The 16,040-nt window shown below is 64.0% G+C and carries 14 protein-coding genes; 11 read left to right on the forward strand and 3 right to left on the reverse strand.

Annotated elements, in window-relative coordinates; all coding sequences use genetic code 11:
- Position 1: 1 nt before the first annotated feature.
- From QMX89_RS02575 to fhuF, 3 genes are all read left to right on the forward strand, one after another.
- Positions 2–4,060 carry an amino acid adenylation domain-containing protein gene (locus tag QMX89_RS02575; protein ID WP_282346573.1) on the forward strand — a complete coding sequence of 1,353 codons (4,059 nt, stop codon included), beginning with the start codon at positions 2–4 and terminating at the stop codon, positions 4,058–4,060.
- Positions 4,061–4,135: 75 nt separating this feature from the next.
- Complete coding sequence (locus QMX89_RS02580) at positions 4,136–5,485, forward strand: SidA/IucD/PvdA family monooxygenase (RefSeq protein ID WP_282346574.1); 1,350 nt, start codon at positions 4,136–4,138, stop codon at positions 5,483–5,485.
- 90 nt (positions 5,486–5,575) lie between these two features.
- Positions 5,576–6,325, forward strand: a complete 750-nt coding sequence (gene fhuF, locus QMX89_RS02585) for a siderophore-iron reductase FhuF (protein ID WP_282346575.1) — start codon at positions 5,576–5,578, stop codon at positions 6,323–6,325.
- A 19-nt stretch (positions 6,326–6,344) separates the two neighbouring features.
- On the opposite strand, the gene QMX89_RS02590 is transcribed toward fhuF, so the two are convergent.
- Positions 6,345–7,112: an ATP-binding cassette domain-containing protein gene (locus tag QMX89_RS02590; protein WP_056842396.1), complete on the reverse strand. Its 768-nt coding sequence runs from the start codon at positions 7,110–7,112 to the stop codon at positions 6,345–6,347.
- Positions 7,113–7,483: 371 nt separating this feature from the next.
- Here QMX89_RS02590 and QMX89_RS02595 point away from each other — a divergent pair, with 371 nt between their 5' ends.
- Genes QMX89_RS02595 through QMX89_RS02610 form a run of 4 tightly spaced genes read left to right on the forward strand, consistent with a single transcriptional unit; the run spans position 7,484 to position 11,510 of the window.
- Entirely contained in the window at positions 7,484–8,476 is a 993-nt protein-coding gene (locus QMX89_RS02595) for a TRAP transporter substrate-binding protein (RefSeq protein ID WP_282346576.1), read from the forward strand.
- 2 nt (positions 8,477–8,478) lie between these two features.
- On the forward strand, positions 8,479–8,973 hold the full coding sequence (locus tag QMX89_RS02600; RefSeq protein WP_049859997.1) for a TRAP transporter small permease subunit: 495 nt from the start codon (positions 8,479–8,481) through the stop codon (positions 8,971–8,973).
- Positions 8,970–10,256, forward strand: coding sequence for a TRAP transporter large permease (locus QMX89_RS02605; RefSeq protein ID WP_049859998.1), 1,287 nt, complete (start codon positions 8,970–8,972; stop codon positions 10,254–10,256). The genes QMX89_RS02600 and QMX89_RS02605 overlap by 4 nt, the downstream gene beginning before the upstream one ends.
- A gap of 27 nt (positions 10,257–10,283) precedes the next feature.
- Complete coding sequence (locus tag QMX89_RS02610) at positions 10,284–11,510, forward strand: aminotransferase class III-fold pyridoxal phosphate-dependent enzyme (protein ID WP_282346577.1); 1,227 nt, start codon at positions 10,284–10,286, stop codon at positions 11,508–11,510.
- Here the strand turns inward: QMX89_RS02610 and QMX89_RS02615 are convergent.
- Entirely contained in the window at positions 11,483–12,364 is an 882-nt protein-coding gene (locus QMX89_RS02615) for a LysR substrate-binding domain-containing protein (RefSeq protein ID WP_049859999.1), read from the reverse strand. The two genes, QMX89_RS02610 and QMX89_RS02615, sit on opposite strands and share 28 nt — an antisense overlap.
- 434 nt (positions 12,365–12,798) lie before the next feature.
- On the opposite strand from QMX89_RS02615, the gene QMX89_RS02620 reads away from it, so the two are divergent.
- Genes QMX89_RS02620 through QMX89_RS02635 form a run of 4 tightly spaced genes read left to right on the forward strand, consistent with a single transcriptional unit; the run spans position 12,799 to position 15,734 of the window.
- Entirely contained in the window at positions 12,799–13,464 is a 666-nt protein-coding gene (locus tag QMX89_RS02620; protein WP_282346578.1) for an amino acid ABC transporter permease, read from the forward strand.
- A complete protein-coding gene (locus QMX89_RS02625) occupies positions 13,445–14,104 on the forward strand; it encodes an amino acid ABC transporter permease (RefSeq protein WP_056842401.1) in 660 nt (219 codons plus the stop codon). Before QMX89_RS02620 ends, QMX89_RS02625 begins: the two co-directional genes overlap by 20 nt.
- Entirely contained in the window at positions 14,101–14,862 is a 762-nt protein-coding gene (locus QMX89_RS02630; protein ID WP_056842402.1) for an amino acid ABC transporter ATP-binding protein, read from the forward strand. Before QMX89_RS02625 ends, QMX89_RS02630 begins: the two co-directional genes overlap by 4 nt.
- Positions 14,856–15,734, forward strand: a complete 879-nt coding sequence (locus tag QMX89_RS02635; protein WP_282346622.1) for a transporter substrate-binding domain-containing protein — start codon at positions 14,856–14,858, stop codon at positions 15,732–15,734. Before QMX89_RS02630 ends, QMX89_RS02635 begins: the two co-directional genes overlap by 7 nt.
- A 19-nt stretch (positions 15,735–15,753) precedes the next feature.
- Here the strand turns inward: QMX89_RS02635 and QMX89_RS02640 are convergent, their stop codons facing one another.
- On the reverse strand, positions 15,754–15,972 hold the full coding sequence (locus tag QMX89_RS02640) for a hypothetical protein (protein WP_282346579.1): 219 nt from the start codon (positions 15,970–15,972) through the stop codon (positions 15,754–15,756).
- Positions 15,973–16,040: the final 68 nt, after the last annotated feature.

A 16,040-nucleotide genomic window follows, 5' to 3' on the forward strand; every position in this document is an offset into this window, starting at 1 on the left:
GATGAGTATCGATCCGCATCAAATCGCCCACCGGTTTGCCGAGCTGAGCCCCGAGCGTCGCCAGGCCTTCCTGGCTCGGCTCGAGGAAAACGGCATGCGCTTCACCGACCTGCCCATGGTCGCGGTGCCGCGCTCGCCCACAGCGCCGCTGTCGCTGGCCCAGCGCGGTCTGTGGATCGCCTGGCAGCGCGAGCCCGACAGCCCGGCCTACAACCTGGCGGGCGTAATGCGCCTGGGTGGCCCGCTGAACGTCCAGGCGCTGGAGCAGGCCTGCAACGATCTGCGTGCCCGGCACGAAGCGCTGCGCACTTCGTTCGCCCAGGATGCCGAGGGCGAGCCGCAGCAGTGCATTCATCCGCATCACTTCCAAGCCCTGGTGTGCCTGGAACTGGACGAAGCCGGCTCGCAGCAGCGGGCTCGGGTATTGACCCAAGAGCCTTTCGATCTGATGGGCGGCCCGGCGCTGCGTCTGGAACTGCATCGCCTGGATGCGCAGCAGCATCGTCTGGTGATTGTGCTGCATCACATTCTGGCCGACGGCTGGTCCATCGGCCTGATCATCGAAGACCTGGCTGCCGCGTATGCCGCGCGTTGCCAAGGGCAAGCCCCGCAATGGCCGGCGCTGGCCGTGCAGTACGCCGATTACGCCGGCTGGCAGCGGCGCTGGCTGGAGGCGGGCGAACAGGCGCGCCAGCTCGACTACTGGCGCCAGCAACTGAGCGATGACCACACGCCCCTGGCGCTGCCGCTGGACCGTCCACGCAGTGCACAGCGCGATGCCCGCGGTGCCAGCGTCCGGGTGCAGGTGGCCGCCGACACCAGCGCGCGCTTGCGCAGCCTGGCCAAGGCGCAGGGGGCAACCACGTTCATGGCCATGCTGGCCGTGCTCAAGCTGCTGCTGGCGCGCCAGAGCGGCGCCGACCGCGTGCGCATCGGCTCGCCGTTGGCCAACCGCACCCGCGCCGAAACCCAGCGCGTGGTGGGCTACTTCACCACCCTGAGCGTGTTGAGCACCGCCGTCGATGAGCGGCAGAGCTTCAGCGCGCTGCTGGATCGAGTGCGCAGCACCCTCTTCGACGCCCAGGAACATGCGCAGCTGCCGTTCGACCAACTGGTGCAGGCGCTGGCACCGCCGCGCGAGGCCGGCACCCATCCGCTGTTTCAGGTCAAGTGCACCGAGCAACCGGCCAGCCGTCCGCAGCGTTTTGCCGAGCTGTCCATGAGCCTGGAAGGGCTGACCGCAGGGGAGGTGCATTTCGACTTGAGCGTCGACTTCACCGACCGCGCCGAAGGCATCGAGGTGTCGATCGCCTATGCATGCGACCTGTTCGACGCCGTGCGCATCGAGCGCTTCGCCGCTCAGTTGTTGTCATTGACCGAAGCGGTTAGCCATGAGCCCGAACGGCGGCTGCTCGAACTGGCCGTTGAGCACGAGAGCGACGAGGGCGAACCGGCGGTCGAGGCCCAGGACGTAGTGAGCCTGTGGCAGCACCAGTACCGGCTCGACCCGGATGCCGTCGCCTTGACCGGCGCCGGCATGAGTTTCAGCCGTGCACAGGTCGAACGCGCAGCCGACGCCTTGGGCCAGCGCTTGCTCGCCCAGGGCGTCGGGCCCGGCGCGCGGGTGGCGCTGCTGAGCGCGCGCACGCCGGCCATGGTCGTCGGTATCCTCGCGGTGCTCAAGTGTGGTGCTGCCTATGTGCCGGTCGATCCGCGCTGGCCGACAGAACGGCAGGCGGCGGTATTGGCCGACAGCGGGGTCTGTCTGGTGCTGGGCGCCGATCCCCAGGTGCCGGACCTTGCGTGGCTGGCCCTCGATCTGGACCTGGACGCGCCGCCATCGCCGCTGCCTTGGCCGCGTACGGTGCCCGAGCTGCCGGCGTACCTGATCTATACCTCCGGCTCCAGTGGCACGCCCAAGGCCGTCGTCGCCACCCGTGCCAACCTGGCCGCCTATGTCGCGGGCGTCGGCCAGCGCCTGCAGTTGCCCGCGCAGAGCCGCTTCGCCATGGTGTCGACGGTGGCCGCCGACCTTGGCCACACGGTGCTGTTTCTCGCCCTCAGCCAGGGCGGTGCGTTGCACCTGGCCGACGAAGAGCAGGCCTTCGACCCCGATGCCTTTGCCCAATGGCAGAGCGAGCAGGGCAGCGACGTGCTGAAGATCACCCCCAGTCATTTGCAGGCCCTGCTCAATGCCCGCGATCCGCTGCATGTGTTGCCGCGGCACACCTTGATCCTGGGTGGCGAAGCGACGTCCTGGGCGCTGCTCGACGAGATTCGCCGGCTTGCTCCACAGCTGCGCGTGTTCAACCACTACGGCCCCACCGAAACCACGGTCGGTGCCCTGTGCCAGAACGCCGCCGATGCCGATCGCCTGCGCGCGCGAACCTTGCCCATCGGCACGCCACTGCCCGGCGTACAGGCGCGTGTGCTGGATGCCTACCTCAACCCGGTAGCCGACGGCGTGGTCGGTGAGTTGTACCTGGGTGGCGTTGGCGTGACCCAAGGGTACTCGGAGCGTGCGGAGTTGACCGCAGAGCGGTATGTGCCCGACCCCTATGGCGCGCCCGGTGCGCGGTTGTACCGCAGCGGTGATCGCGTCCGGCGCCTGCCCGATGGCAGCCTGGAGTACCTGGGGCGCAGCGACGATCAGGTAAAGATTCGCGGTTATCGCGTCGAGCCGGGGGAGGTCGCCACGGCCATTCTCCGCTTGGCCGGCGTCGGTGAGGCGGCGGTGATCGCGGTCGCTGGCGAAGACGGCGCTCACCAGCTGCACGCCTATGTGGTGCTGGCGGCTGAGACCGACGTAGCCACGTTGCGCCAGTCCCTTGCAAGCCAGGTGCCGGACGCGCTGCTGCCGTCTCACTGGACCGTGCTGGACAGTCTGCCGCTCACCGCCAATGGCAAACTCGATCGGCGGGCCTTGCCCACAGTGGAGGCGGCGCTGCCAACCCGCCAAGGCCCGCAAGGGCCGACCGAGCAGGCCCTCGCGCAGCTGTGGTGCGACCTGCTGGGACGCAGCGACATTCCACGCAGCGCATCGTTTACCGAACTGGGCGGCGACTCGCTGCTCAGCCTCAAGCTGCTCGCGCGCATCCGCAAACAAGGGCTGCAAGGCGAGCGCAAGCTGACCCTGGCGGACGTGCTCAATGCCTCCAGCCTCGCTGCCTTGGCGGAGCGCCTGACACCACCGCCGGTGGCCGAGCCCGAGGTGGTGTTTCTGGCCCGTTCTGGCCACGGCGTGCCGCTGTTCTGTCTGCCCGGGCTGATCGTCAACAGCAGCGAGTTCAAGCCATTGGTGGCGGCACTGGGCGAGGATCGGCCGGTGTATGGTTTCGTCAGCCATGTCTACACCGAGCAGCGCTGGCGTGGCTACGACGTGCTGGCGCTGGCCAGCGAATATGCCGAGTACATCGTCCGTACCGTCAAGGGGGGCCGCTGCGCCTTGCTCGGCTGGTCATCCGGAGGCGAACTGGCGCTGGAAACCGCACGCTTGCTGCAAGGGCGCGCCCAGGTCGAGTTCCTCGGCCTGGTGGACGTGTTCGAGTCGGTGCCCTTTCATCCACGCCAGCCACTGGACGCTGGCACCCGGGATCGCGCGCAACCGCTGCTGGAGCACTGGCTGGCGCGCTCGGCCATGGCGACGCAATGGCGCGGGTTGTTCGCGCTGATGGACGCGCGCGAACGCGATGCGTTGACCGAGTACGTACTGGCCCACGACGGCCAATTGCCCTGCGACGGACCGGACCTGTTGTCCCGCGAATTCGAGCAGTGGGCATTGCTCGACAAGCGCTTGAAAGCCGCGCGCCATGTGCTCGAACCCCTGGCCATAGCGGCGCACGTCTGGCAGGCCGAGGACTCCCTGACCCGTAGCGAGCGCCTGCGCGACTGGAACGGGTTGGTCGAGGTGGTCGAGCAGCACTGTGTAGCGGGTGCGCATCACCTGGACATCGTCCGTCACCCCGGCTTCATGGCCGAGCTGGCGCAGGCCCTGAAGGCCCTCGAAAGCGGTAGGCGACCAGAGGTGGCTAAATTCGCCGAGGCCACGAGCGTCTTCTAGGAACACGTCAACCGAAGGCCGCAGGCAACCCGGCGGCCCTCGCTCCCTCACCCTCTTCTGGAAGGAATCGGTCACATGACGCAGCACCTCACCCCGACGGCTCCCCACGACCTCATCGGCATCGGCTTCGGCCCGTCCAATCTGGCCCTGGCCATCGCCTTGCAAGAGCGCGCGGAGCAGGGCGGGCGGCCGTTCGACGCGCTGTTTTTGGAGCGTCAGCCCGACTACAGCTGGCACGGCAACACCCTGGTCGCCCAGAGCGAACTGCAGATTTCCTTTCTCAAGGACCTCGTGACCCTGCGCAACCCCTCCAGCCGCTTCTCGTTCGTCAACTACCTCAAGGCCCACGGTCGCCTGGTGGATTTCATCAACCTGGGCACCTTTTACCCCTGCCGCATGGAGTACAACGACTACCTGCGCTGGGTCGCTCAGCAGTTCGCCGAGCAGAGCCGCTATGGCGAGCAGGTGCTGCGTGTCGAGCCGATCGTGGAAGGGGATGGCCGGGTGCAGCGCCTGAACGTGGTCAGCCAGCACCAGGGCCGCGAAGTCCAGCGCCAGACCCGCTCGGTAATCGTCAGCACCGGCGGCACGCCGAAGATCCCCCAGGCGTTCGCCTCGTTCAAGGACGACCCACGGGTGTTCCACCATGCCCGTTACCTGTCGGCCATGGCCACCCAACCCTGCAGCCGTGGCGAGCCGATGCGCATTGCGGTGGTGGGCGCAGGGCAGAGCGCCGCCGAGGCGTTCATCGACCTCAACGACAGCTACCCCAACGTTCAGGTCGACATGATTCTGCGCGCGGCCGTGCTCAAGCCGGCGGACGACAGCCCGTTCGTCAATGAAATCTTCGGCCCGGACTATACCGACCTGGTGTTCAATCAGCCCGAAACAGAGCGTGAGCGTTTGATCCGCGAGTATCACAACACCAATTACTCGGTGGTGGACCTGGACCTGATCGAACGCATCTACGCCATGCTCTATCGCCAGAAAGTCTCCGGCGTCGAGCGCCATGGTTTCCTCTGCCGACGCATGATCGAAAGCGCCACTGACGTCGATGGCCGCGTGCAACTGCAACTGCGCGACCTGGCCACCGGCAGCACCGAAGCGCGGCGTTACGATGCGGTGATTCTGGCCACCGGTTACGAGCGTCGTTCCCATCGCGAACTGCTCGCTCCACTGAAGGACTATCTGGACGACTTCCGGGTCGACCGCGACTACCAGTTGATCGCCCGCCCGGAGCTTGAAACGCCGGTCTTCATCCAGGGCTTCAGCCAGCATTCCCACGGCCTGAGCGACACGCTGCTGTCGGTGCTTCCGGCCCGCTCCGGGGAGATCGCCGCTGCCCTGGAGCAGCGCCTGGAGGGCGTCGGCCAGGCCCGCCCGAACGCCGCACGCCGCGCGGTCGGGCGAAGCCTCTCGGCGTGATGGCTGAACAGGAGCGGCGGATCGGATATGCTGGGTGAATGATGCTGTTTCTCATTCACTTGCTCACATGACCACAGGTGCCAAGGGCTGATGATAGACGTGCTTGCGCCGCTGTTTCGCGGCGATTTCGAAGCCTACCGGGATGTGTTGGTGCTGGCCGACGATCCGCGGCCAGCCACGGTGTACGACGAGCTGCTGGCGCCCGATGCCTTCGCCGAGCTTCAGCGGCGATTCGGTCAGCGCTACAGCGGAGATGATCGCCGTGCCTGGGTGTCGTTGTGGGCCAAGCACTACATCGTCAAGCTGTTGCCGCCGGTGATGGGCGCCACGTTGCTGTTGCGCTGGCGCCTGCCGCTGGGTTTGGCCGACACGGCCTTGTTGCTGGACGACGGCGCGCTGCCGCAAGGCTTTCGTCTGAGCGACAAAGGCACGCCGTTCGCCGCCGATGTGAACGAGCCGTTCGAGCTGTTCGCAGGCCTGCTCGACGATCACCTGCAGCCGTTGTTCCAGGCCCTCGCCAGCCAGACTAAGCTCTCGCCCAAGGTGCTGTGGAGCAACGCCGGCAACTACTTCGAAAACCTGCTCAACCTGATGGCCAAGGCCGGCATGCCCGCCGAACGGCTTGCGCCAGGCCGCGCTCTGCTGGAAACCAAGACACGCCCCGATGGCACCCGCAACCCGCTGTTCCAGCCGGTGCGCTACCTGCCCATCGACGACGCCAGCGGCCAACCCACCTTGCGCCGCGAGCGCAAGGTCTGCTGTGTGCGTTATCTCTTGCCCGAGCTCAAGCTGTGCGGCAATTGCCCGCTGAAGGTGAATCCCGTCAGGGTACCGGCCTGATTCAGTCCGGCAGTCGCGCTCAGTAGTGGAAGCTGATCGCCGAGCCATCGCCCGGATGCGCCATGACCCCCATGCGGATGCCGTAGATCGACTCCAGCACTTCAGCGTTCATCAGCTCAGCCGGTGGCCCCTGAACGAGTAGCCGCCCGCTGTGCAACGCCACCAGGTGATCGCAGTAACGCGCGGCCATGTTGATCTCGTGCAGCACCACGACCACGCCCAGGTCCAGCTTGTGGCTCAGTTCACGGATCAGGCCCAGCACTTCGATCTGATGAGCGATGTCCAGCGCCGAGGTCGGTTCATCGAGCAACAGGTAGCGGCTGTTCTGCGCCAGCAGCATGGCCAGCCAGACCCGCTGGCGTTCGCCGCCGGAGAGGTTGTCCACCAGGCGCTCGGCATAGGCGCGGGTGTGGGTCAGCTCCAAGGCCTGTTCGACCTGAGCATGGTCCTCTTCGCTCATGCGTCCCAGCGCGCCATGCCACGGATAGCGGCCAAAGCGCACCAGTTCACGGACGCTCAGGCCGTCGGCGGCGGGCAGTTGTTGAGGCAGATACGCCACCTGCCGGGCGAACTCGCGGTTTTTCCAGTCTGCCAGGGGTACGCCATCGAGCTTCACCGTGCCCTGGCTGGCGGCTTGCTGGCGGGCCAGCAGCTTGATCAGGGTCGATTTGCCCGAGCCGTTGTGCCCGATCAGACCGATGATCTGGCCGTGGGGCAGGGTCAGGTCGAGGGGGTGCAGGAGGGTGCACTCGGGAATGCAGAAGGACGCGGCCTGCAACTCGAACATGGAAGGGTCCTGAAAAGAAAGACGCTAATCTAAACGAGATAAGAACCATTATCAAAGGGTGGGGGTTGAATTGGTTGCCTTCCTGACCGGCTCCGAGCTGCAGCGAAATGAGCCTGGGTGAAGACCAGAAAGCGATGCTCAAGGCGCCGTGGCCGATGGTTTTCATCTGCTTGATCACGGCGAGCTTGACCGGCGGGCCTCCATTGCCTGACGCCGATCCGACTAGGTTTTATAGGGGGATCTCGCGCTCTCATAAATAATCGTATGGTCACATTTCAGATCTTAATCGCAAAAGGCCATCGCTCGATTGACGCTCCAGCGACCTGTCGTGATTAATAGCTTCGACGCTATTTCACCCAGAGGTCGCTGCCATGTTCGGAACGTTTCCCCGCAAAAAACTAGCGCTCAGCGCCCTGACCGGCCTGGCGCTGCTTATCGGCGCGAACGGCGCGATGGCGGCGCAGACCTTGCGTCTGGCCCATGCCTCGAGCTCTGAAAGCCTGATCAACCAGGCCATGGTGCGTTTCGCTGCGCAGGTCAGTGAACAGACCAAAGGCGAGCTGAAAGTACAGCTCTATCCGGACGGCCAGTTGGGTGACGAGGCCCCGATCGTCGATTCGGTCGGCGCTGGAGCAATCGATATCGGCCTGGGCGGTTCGACCGACGGCATCGACCCGCGCCTGAATGCCCTGTCGCTGCCTTTCCTGTTCAAGGACGCCGCTGCGGTCCATGCTTATCTGGATAGCCCGGCCGGCAAGAAATTCCTGACCATGGGCCAGGACCATGGCTTTGTGATGCTCTCGGCCCTGGACTCGGGTTTTCGCCAGTTCGCCAACAGCAAGCACCCGATCTTCAAGCCTGCTGACCTCAACGGTCTGAAGATCCGCACTCCGCCCAACCCGGTCATTCTGGCGACCATCAAACAGCTTGGCGCCCTGGGCCAGTCGATCCCGTTCGGCGAGGTCTACACCTCGTTGCAATCGGGCGTGGTGGACGGGGTCGAGCCTGAACTGCGGGATTTCTACGACCAGAAGTGGTTCGAAGTGGCCAAGAACGTCTCGGTGTCCAACTACGTGTGGTCTGCCAACTTCTGGTTCATCAACAAAGACCGTTACGAAGGCCTGGACGACAGCGAACGTGCCGCGCTGGACAAAGCCGTCGTTGACGCCACCGCCTGGTATCGCTCCCAGCTCGAAGCGGTCTACGCGAAGATCAAGACCGAAATGGAAGCCAAGGGCGTGAAGTTCAACGAGGTCGAAACGGGCCCGTTCCGCGAGCTGGCCGGCCCGGTCTACGCCCAGTTCGGCAAGGTCTGGGGTGAAGACTTCGTCAATCAGTTGCGTCGCGACGCCCAGGGCCAGTAACCATGTCTATTTCCCAACACCCGGACCTTCCGCCCAAGGGCTGGCCGGAGCGTACGTTGGCAGTGGCCGGGGCGGTCATGTTCACCGTGACCTTCCTGGCCATCCTGGCAGGAGTGTTCTCGCGCTATTTCAACCTGCATGGGTTCGAATGGTCATTCGAGATCGCCACCCTCGGCTTCATCTGGGTGACCTTCATCGGCACCGTGATTGCCGAGATCCGCCATGAAAACGTGCGCTTCCAAGGCCTGGTCAACCTGTTGCCAGCCCCTGTGCAGCGAGGCCTGGACGCCTTCGCCAGCCTCGCTTTGCTGAGCATCAGCGGCTGGTTGCTGTACAGCGGCAGTGCGTTCATCGCGCGCACCGGTTGGGCGCCGACGCCGGTGCTGCGCTGGCCGGCGGGCCTGAGCTCGGCAGCGCTGGTCAGTGCCGCCGCCATGCTTGCCGTCCTGGCGCTGATCCGCCTGATCCGCCTGACTCGTAGCGGAGTTCGCCCATGACCGTCCTGATCTTGTTCCTGGCATTCGTGTGCCTGTTGCTCGCCGGTCTACCGGTGGTGTGGGCCATGGCGGGTGGCACCATTGCCGCCTTGCTGTTCGGCGATCTGCACCTGCCATTGGCCTGGCTCGCCCAGCAAACCCTGCGCGGCGCCGACTCGTCCACCCTCGCTTCAATTCCATTGTTCCTGCTGGCGGGTGAGTTGATGAACCGCGGCGGACTCACCCTGCGCATCATGCGTGTTGCCGAACATTGCTTCGGTCGCCTGCGCGGCGGTCTGGGCCTGGTCAACGTTGCCACCGCCTTTGTCTATGGCGGCCTGACAGGCTCGGCCACCGCTGACACGGGCACCGTGGCCAAGGTGATGATCCCGGTGATGGAGGAGCGGGGCTATCCGCGGGCCTTCGCTGCCGCGGTGACCGCTGCGTCGGGCACCCTGGGCATCATCGTTCCACCCAGCGTGATTCTGATCATGTTCGGTGTGCTGACCAACACCTCCATCGGCGGCCTGTTCATGGCTGGGGTCATCCCGGGCGTCATGCTGGCGGCGGTGTTCATGGTGACGGCGTATGTGGTCGGCGTACGCGAGCACTTTCCCAAGGTCGAGGGCAAGATGGACTGGGCCGAACTGCGGCGAGACCTGCTGGGGGCCTTGCCGGCGTTGCTGATGCCGATCATGGTGCTGGGCTCGATCGTGACCGGCTTTGCCACGGCTACCGAGGCTGCCTCATTGTCGGTGCTTTACGCGCTGGCGGTGGGCACCGTGATCTACCGACAGTTGGGCTGGCGTGATCTGTTCCCTGCTGTGACCGAAGCGGTGACGATTACCGGCTCGGTGATGATCATCATGGCCGTGGCCATGCCGTTCGGCTGGATACTGACCTTCGAACTGGTACCGCACACCGTGGCGTCGTGGATCGTCGATATGCACACTGGGCCGTTGATGACCATTCTGCTGGTGATTCTGGTGCTCAAGGTGGTGGGCTTCTGGCTCGATCTGGGCCCTGCAATGATCATCCTCGCGCCGATCCTGGTCCCCGTGGCGAAGGCCGCCGGTTTCGAGCCCTACCAGATCGGCCTGATCTTCACCATGACGCTGGGCTGGGGACTGTTCACACCGCCCATCGGCACCAATATCTTCGTGGTGTGCAACGTCGGTCGCATCGAAATCGGTGCCGTATCGCGCCGGCTGATTCCGTTCTGGATCGCCACCGCATTCGCCATCGCCCTACTGGTCTTCTTCCCTGGCCTGACCCAGTGGCTGCCACGTGTCATGGGCTACTGAGCCCCCTCATTGTGTAGAGAATTGCAGATGAAACATTTGATCGGTGGAATTTCCAGCGGCGGCCGCGCTTTGCCTGAAATCGATGGCCAGGCCTTCGGTGTCGGCCGCAGTGACGGGCCTTGGCTGTGGGATGAGCAGGGCGTGCGCTATGTCGATACCGCCATGGGCTTTGGCGCGACGATGCTAGGCCATGCCCAGGCCCAGGTCGTCGCGGCCAGCAGCGCCGCCCTGCGCAATGGCCCGATGCCCTCGTTCGCGCATGCCGACGAAGAGAGTGCCGCCGCGGCGCTGGCCCGCTTCACTGGTGAGCTCAGCCAAGTGATCTTCGTCAACACCGGCAGTGAAGCGGTGCACTTGGCTTGCCGAACCGCTCGGGTAGCCACCGGCCGCACCCGCATTGCCAAGTTCGCCGCGGGTTACGACGGCTGGTACGACGCGGTGGCCTTTGGCAACGCCGGGCAACCGGCGGCGCTGATGGCGGGTAACGAGCGCCCTGAACAGGACGGCATGCTGCTGTTGCGCTATAACGATTTCGCAGATGCCGAGCAGTTGTTCCGCGATTGCGGCGACATCGCCGCCGTGGTGGTGGAGCCGGTGTTGGCCAATGCCGGCTGCATTGTGCCGGCGCCAGGCTATCTGAAGCATCTCAGCGACCTGGCCCACGCCAACGGCGCGTTGGTGATCCTCGACGAAGTCTTGATGGGGCTGCGCCTGCATCCTGGTCTGAGCGGTACCCTGCTGGGCGCCGAAGCGGACCTGGCCACCGTCGGCAAAGCCATCGGCAGCGGAGTGCCGGTGGCCGCCCTGGTGGGCAAGCCGCAGTACATGGAGTTGTTCGAGCAGGGCAAGATCATCCGTGCGGGGACTTACAGCGGCGCGCCGCCGGCGTGCGCAGCGGTACTGGCCACGTTGAAACAGTTGGCGAGCGCTAACTACCCGGCTCTGCTTACGCGTGGTGACAAGCTGCGCGCCGATCTGGTGGCTGCGTTCGCGCAGAAGGGGATAGCGGTCAGCACCACCGGCTACGGCTCGGTGTTCACCTTGTGGCGTTCTGCAACACCACCGCTCACCTACGCCGAAGCCGTGCAGGTGGCTGACAGCGACTGGACCCTCGCCCTGCACAAGGCCTTGCGTCGCCAGGGAGTGATGACCATGCCGTTCGCCTTTGGCCGGGTCTACCTGACTTTCGCCCACGACGACGAGGCCCTGCAGATGCTGCTCGACGGCTACAAGGCCGCAATCGCCTTGCTCTGAGGCGCACTCGCCGCCCGGAATCGGTCAAGGACGAAGTGGGCCAGGCGGCGAGTGTTGAGCAAGGCATGCTCGGGCATCAGCAACGCCAGTTCGATGCTCGGCAGTTCCGGAAACTGCTCGCCGCGCAGAATTCGCCAGCCCGGCGGCACCACGGACGCCGGCAGCACCGTGACCGCCGTACCCAAACGCACAGCATGCATCACGCCAGGTAGATGCGATGAGGAACTGACCACCCGCCACGGCGTACCGAGGCGGTCCAGTGCTTCGATGATCTGCGGCCTTGCCCGGCAACTGTCGGTGAACAACGACAACGGCAGGGTGCGTTGCTGTTCGGGAAAGTGTTCTGGCGATGCGCACCACAGCATCGGTTCGCAGCGCAGCAGCTCGCCCTGCAGCTTGCCATTGGCACGGGTGATGATGGCGATATCGATGCTGCCTTCGGCAATCATCGCTTCCAGACGCGAGGAAAAATCACAGATGATTTCCACCTGAAGATGAGGATGACGCTGCGTGAACGCCTGCATCAGTTCACAGCCCAGGGTCTCCAGGTAATCATCCGGCATGCCGATGCGGATGCGTGTGGCTTCCTGGCCACATTCGAGGGCCGTGAGTGCCTCATCTTCGAGCATCTGAATACGCCGCGCATAGCCGATCAGGCGTTCGCCGTGTTCGGTCAGGGTCACTCCGCGACGTGAGCGCTCCAGTAATTTGCGGCCGACCCTGGCCTCCAGCCGACCGAGCATCAGGCTCACGGCCGCTTGTGTCTTGCCGATCCGCTCACCGGCGGCGGTGAAACCGCCGTAATCAATGACCGCAACGAAGGCGGCAAGACAGTCTGTGTCGAGATGGCGCATGGGGCAGGGTCCCTCGGTGAAAAGACAGCGGGCTGACGTGATCATGCACGTTTCATTCCCACACCTTCATCGCTCGTCTCATCGCAGTGGTCAGGTCGCGTTCAGCTCTGCTTCCTGCCTGTCCAGACATCCCCGCTCGTGCTCACGCCTCAGGCCTCGGTGGGTTTCAGCATCACAGTGTTACCTTTCATGACAGGCTATCGCCTCGGTAACGTTGATTCAGGTTGCCATCAAGCCGCGCTCGGTAAAACCGGCGTCATGGGAGCCAGGAGAAGTCCGCTACCTGAGGAACAGAGGGCGATCGCTGTCTAAGCTTATGTTTATTCAGTATTAATTGGATCTGGAACGGTCGATTACACTCACCGCCCGCACGTCATACGCAGGCGCTTTCCGATGTTCGCTTTGTCCATTTCCAACGGTTTGAAGGTCGGACGATGACTTTCGACTACGCGTTTGCGCTGTCCACGCTTCCCGCCTTCGTGCAGGCAGTTGGGGTCACCCTGCAGGTCGGTTTGATAGCCATCCTGAGTTCACTCGCCGTTGCGGTGCTCAATGCGGCCATCGCCACGTTCAAGGTTCCGCTGCTGCATCGGCTGGTGCCGCTGTACGTCGAACTCGCCCGCAACACGCCGCTGTTGATCCAGCTGTTCTTCATCTATTTCGCCTTGCCCGCTCTGGGCGTACGGATTTCCGGTTTCGCGGCGGCCGTCATTGCCATGACGTTCATGGGGGGTGCGTACCTGACCGAGATCCTGCGTGCCGGTATCGAAGCGGTGCCCAAGGCACAAATCGAGTCGGGGCTGTCCATCGGTCTGTCGCGCTGGCAGCTGCTGCGCCACGTGATCCTGCCCCAGGCAGGCATTCTCAGCCTGCCTGCGCTGTTCGCCAACTTCGTGTTCCTGCTCAAGGAAACCACGGTGGTGTCAGCCGTTGCCGTGCCGGAAATTCTCTACACCACCAAGAGCTACATCGCCCTGTATTACAAGACCTACGAGATGCTGGCGGTGATGACGGGCCTATGTGTGTTGTTGTTCTTGCCGGTGTCGTTGCTGCTGGGTCTGCTGGAAAGGAGGCTCCAACATGGCCAGTTCGGGTCTTGAGTTGCTCTGGGTATCGGCACCGCAACTGCTCACCGGGGCCGGTCGCACCTTGGGTATTTCCGCATTGGCGATCCTGTTCAGCAGTATCGGCGGCCTGCTCTATGGCGTGCTGCGCAGCCTCGGCAAACGCTGGTTGGACGTGCCGCTGAGGGTCTACCTGGAGCTGTTTCGCGCCATTCCGGTACTGGTCTGGTTGTACCTGTTCTTCTTCGGCCTGCCGATCTTCTTCGGCGTCAGCCTGCCTGCGTTCTGGTGCGCGGTGCTGGTGCTGTCGCTGTGGGGCGCCAGCGAGATTGGCGAGGTCGTGCGCGGTGCGCTGCGCTCCATACCCCGCGGGCAGCGCGAAGCGGGCCTGGCCATCGGCCTGGACCTGGGCCAGTTGTACGGCCGGGTATTGCTGCCCCAGGCGCTCAAGCGCCTTACCCCGCCGGTCATCAACGTTTGCACTCGTTTGCTCAAGACCAGCTCGCTGGCGGTACTGATCGGCGTTGTCGACATCACCAAGGTCGGCCAGCAGATCATCGAGCGCACCTACGAATCGGTGCTGATCTACGGGTTTCTGTTCGTCTTCTTTTTTATCGTCTGCTATCCGCTGTCGGCCGCCTCCCGCGTGCTCGAACGGCGCTGGAATCACGCATGAGCGCATTGATCGAACTCGCAAGCTTCAGCAAGAAATTCGCCGACACACCAGTGTTGACCGACATCGATCTGCGCGTGAGCGAAGGCGAAGTGGTGGTGATCCTTGGCCCCAGCGGTTGTGGCAAGAGTACCTTGCTGCGCTGCCTGAACGGCCTGGAGCTGGGTCACAGCGGCACCTTCACTTTCGATGGCCAGCGACTGCCCGCCAATGCCGACTGGCGCCGGGTGCGTCAGCAGATCGGCATGGTGTTCCAGAGCTATCACCTGTTTCCGCACATGACCGTGTTGCAGAACGTGCTGCTGGGGCCGCTGCAGGTACAGAAGCGCGATGCCCAGGAGGCGCGGCAGCAGGCCGAGGCGCTGCTGGCTCGGGTTGGCCTGGCCGAGCGCGCCAACGCCTACCCCCGCGAGCTCTCGGGCGGCCAGCAGCAGCGGATCGCCATCGTACGGGCGCTGTGCATGAACCCCAAGGTCATGCTGTTCGACGAAGTCACCGCTGCGCTGGATCCGGAAATGGTCAAGGAAGTCCTGGAGGTGATCCTCGATCTGGCGCAGGGCGGCATGACCATGCTCATCGTCACCCACGAAATGGCCTTCGCCCGGGCGGTGGCCGACCGCATTCTGTTCATGGACCGCGGCCGCATCGCGGAACAGAACGATCCCGAAACCTTCTTCAGCGCCCCGCAGACCGCACGCGCGCAGCAGTTCCTGGAAAGGTTTTCCTACGTAGAAAACATGCCGAAAAGGAAAGCATCGTGAACTTCAAATCTGCCCTGGTTCTACCCGTACTCGCCCTTGGACTGCTGGCCGGTTGCGACAAACCGGCCGAGCCCAAGGCCGCCACCCCGGCCGCGACGGCGAAGCCTGCCACCAGCTACCTGGAAACCATCAAGGCCCGCGACAAACTGATCGTCGGGGTATTCAGCGACAAGCCGCCCTTTGGTTTCGTCAACGAGCAAGGCGAATACGTCGGGTTCGACACCGACCTGGGCAAGCGCTTCGCCAAGGACCTGCTGGGTGACGAGAAGAAAATCGAGTTCGTCAGCGTCGAGCCGGCCAGCCGCATACCGTTTCTGCAAAGCGACAAGGTCGACCTGATCCTGGCCAACATGACCGTGACCCCCGAGCGCAGCCAAGTGGTGGACTTCACCAACCCCAACCTGCGGGTGGCCGTGCAGGCGCTGGTGGCCGATGCCAGCAGCGTCCAGAAGCTCGATGACCTGGCCGGCAAGACCACCATCGTCACCACCGGCACCACGGCCGATCTGTGGTTGACCAAGAACCACCCGGACTGGAAGTTGCTGAAGTTCGAAAAGAACTCCGAATCACTGCAGGCCCTGGCCAGCGGCCGCGGCGATGCCTACGCCCAGGACAATCTGGTGCTGTTCAACTGGGCCAAGCAGAACCCCGGTTATCGCGTGCTTGCCGAGAAGCTGGGTGATGAAGCGCCTATCGCGCCGGCCGTGAAGAAGGGCAACACCGAGTTGCGCGATTGGGTGAACGAGGAGTTGGCAAAGCTTGGCGAAGAGAAAGCCCTGCTCAAGCTTTATGACCAGTACGTGCGCAAGGACTTGCCAGCGGACACCGATCCCAATCTGGTCATCGTTGAAGGGGGTCATTGGAAGCCTTGAGGGCAGCCAATCGAACCGATCAGTTCTGCCCCAGCTTGAGATGGAAGTTCTTCATGAAGTTCCACGAGTAGGAGGGCGGGGGAGAGTAACAGCCTGGTTGATTGGCAGGGGTGGCATCGCAGCGTACGGTGTAGCCCTTGCTACCGATCTCACGCCCGCCTTCGCCTGTGCCTCTGTCGCTGTAGGAGGCGCAGCCGGTTAGCAGGCCCAAGATCAATATCGCAGCCAATTCTTTCATTGCAGACTCCTTTCCATTGAGCGCGCAGCTTAGCCTTTGTCTGCTCCAAAAGGCTACTTGGTGTTGGC

It is taken from the genome of Pseudomonas sp. PS01301, assembly GCF_029960215.1.
GTDB lineage: Bacteria > Pseudomonadota > Gammaproteobacteria > Pseudomonadales > Pseudomonadaceae > Aquipseudomonas > Aquipseudomonas coleopterorum.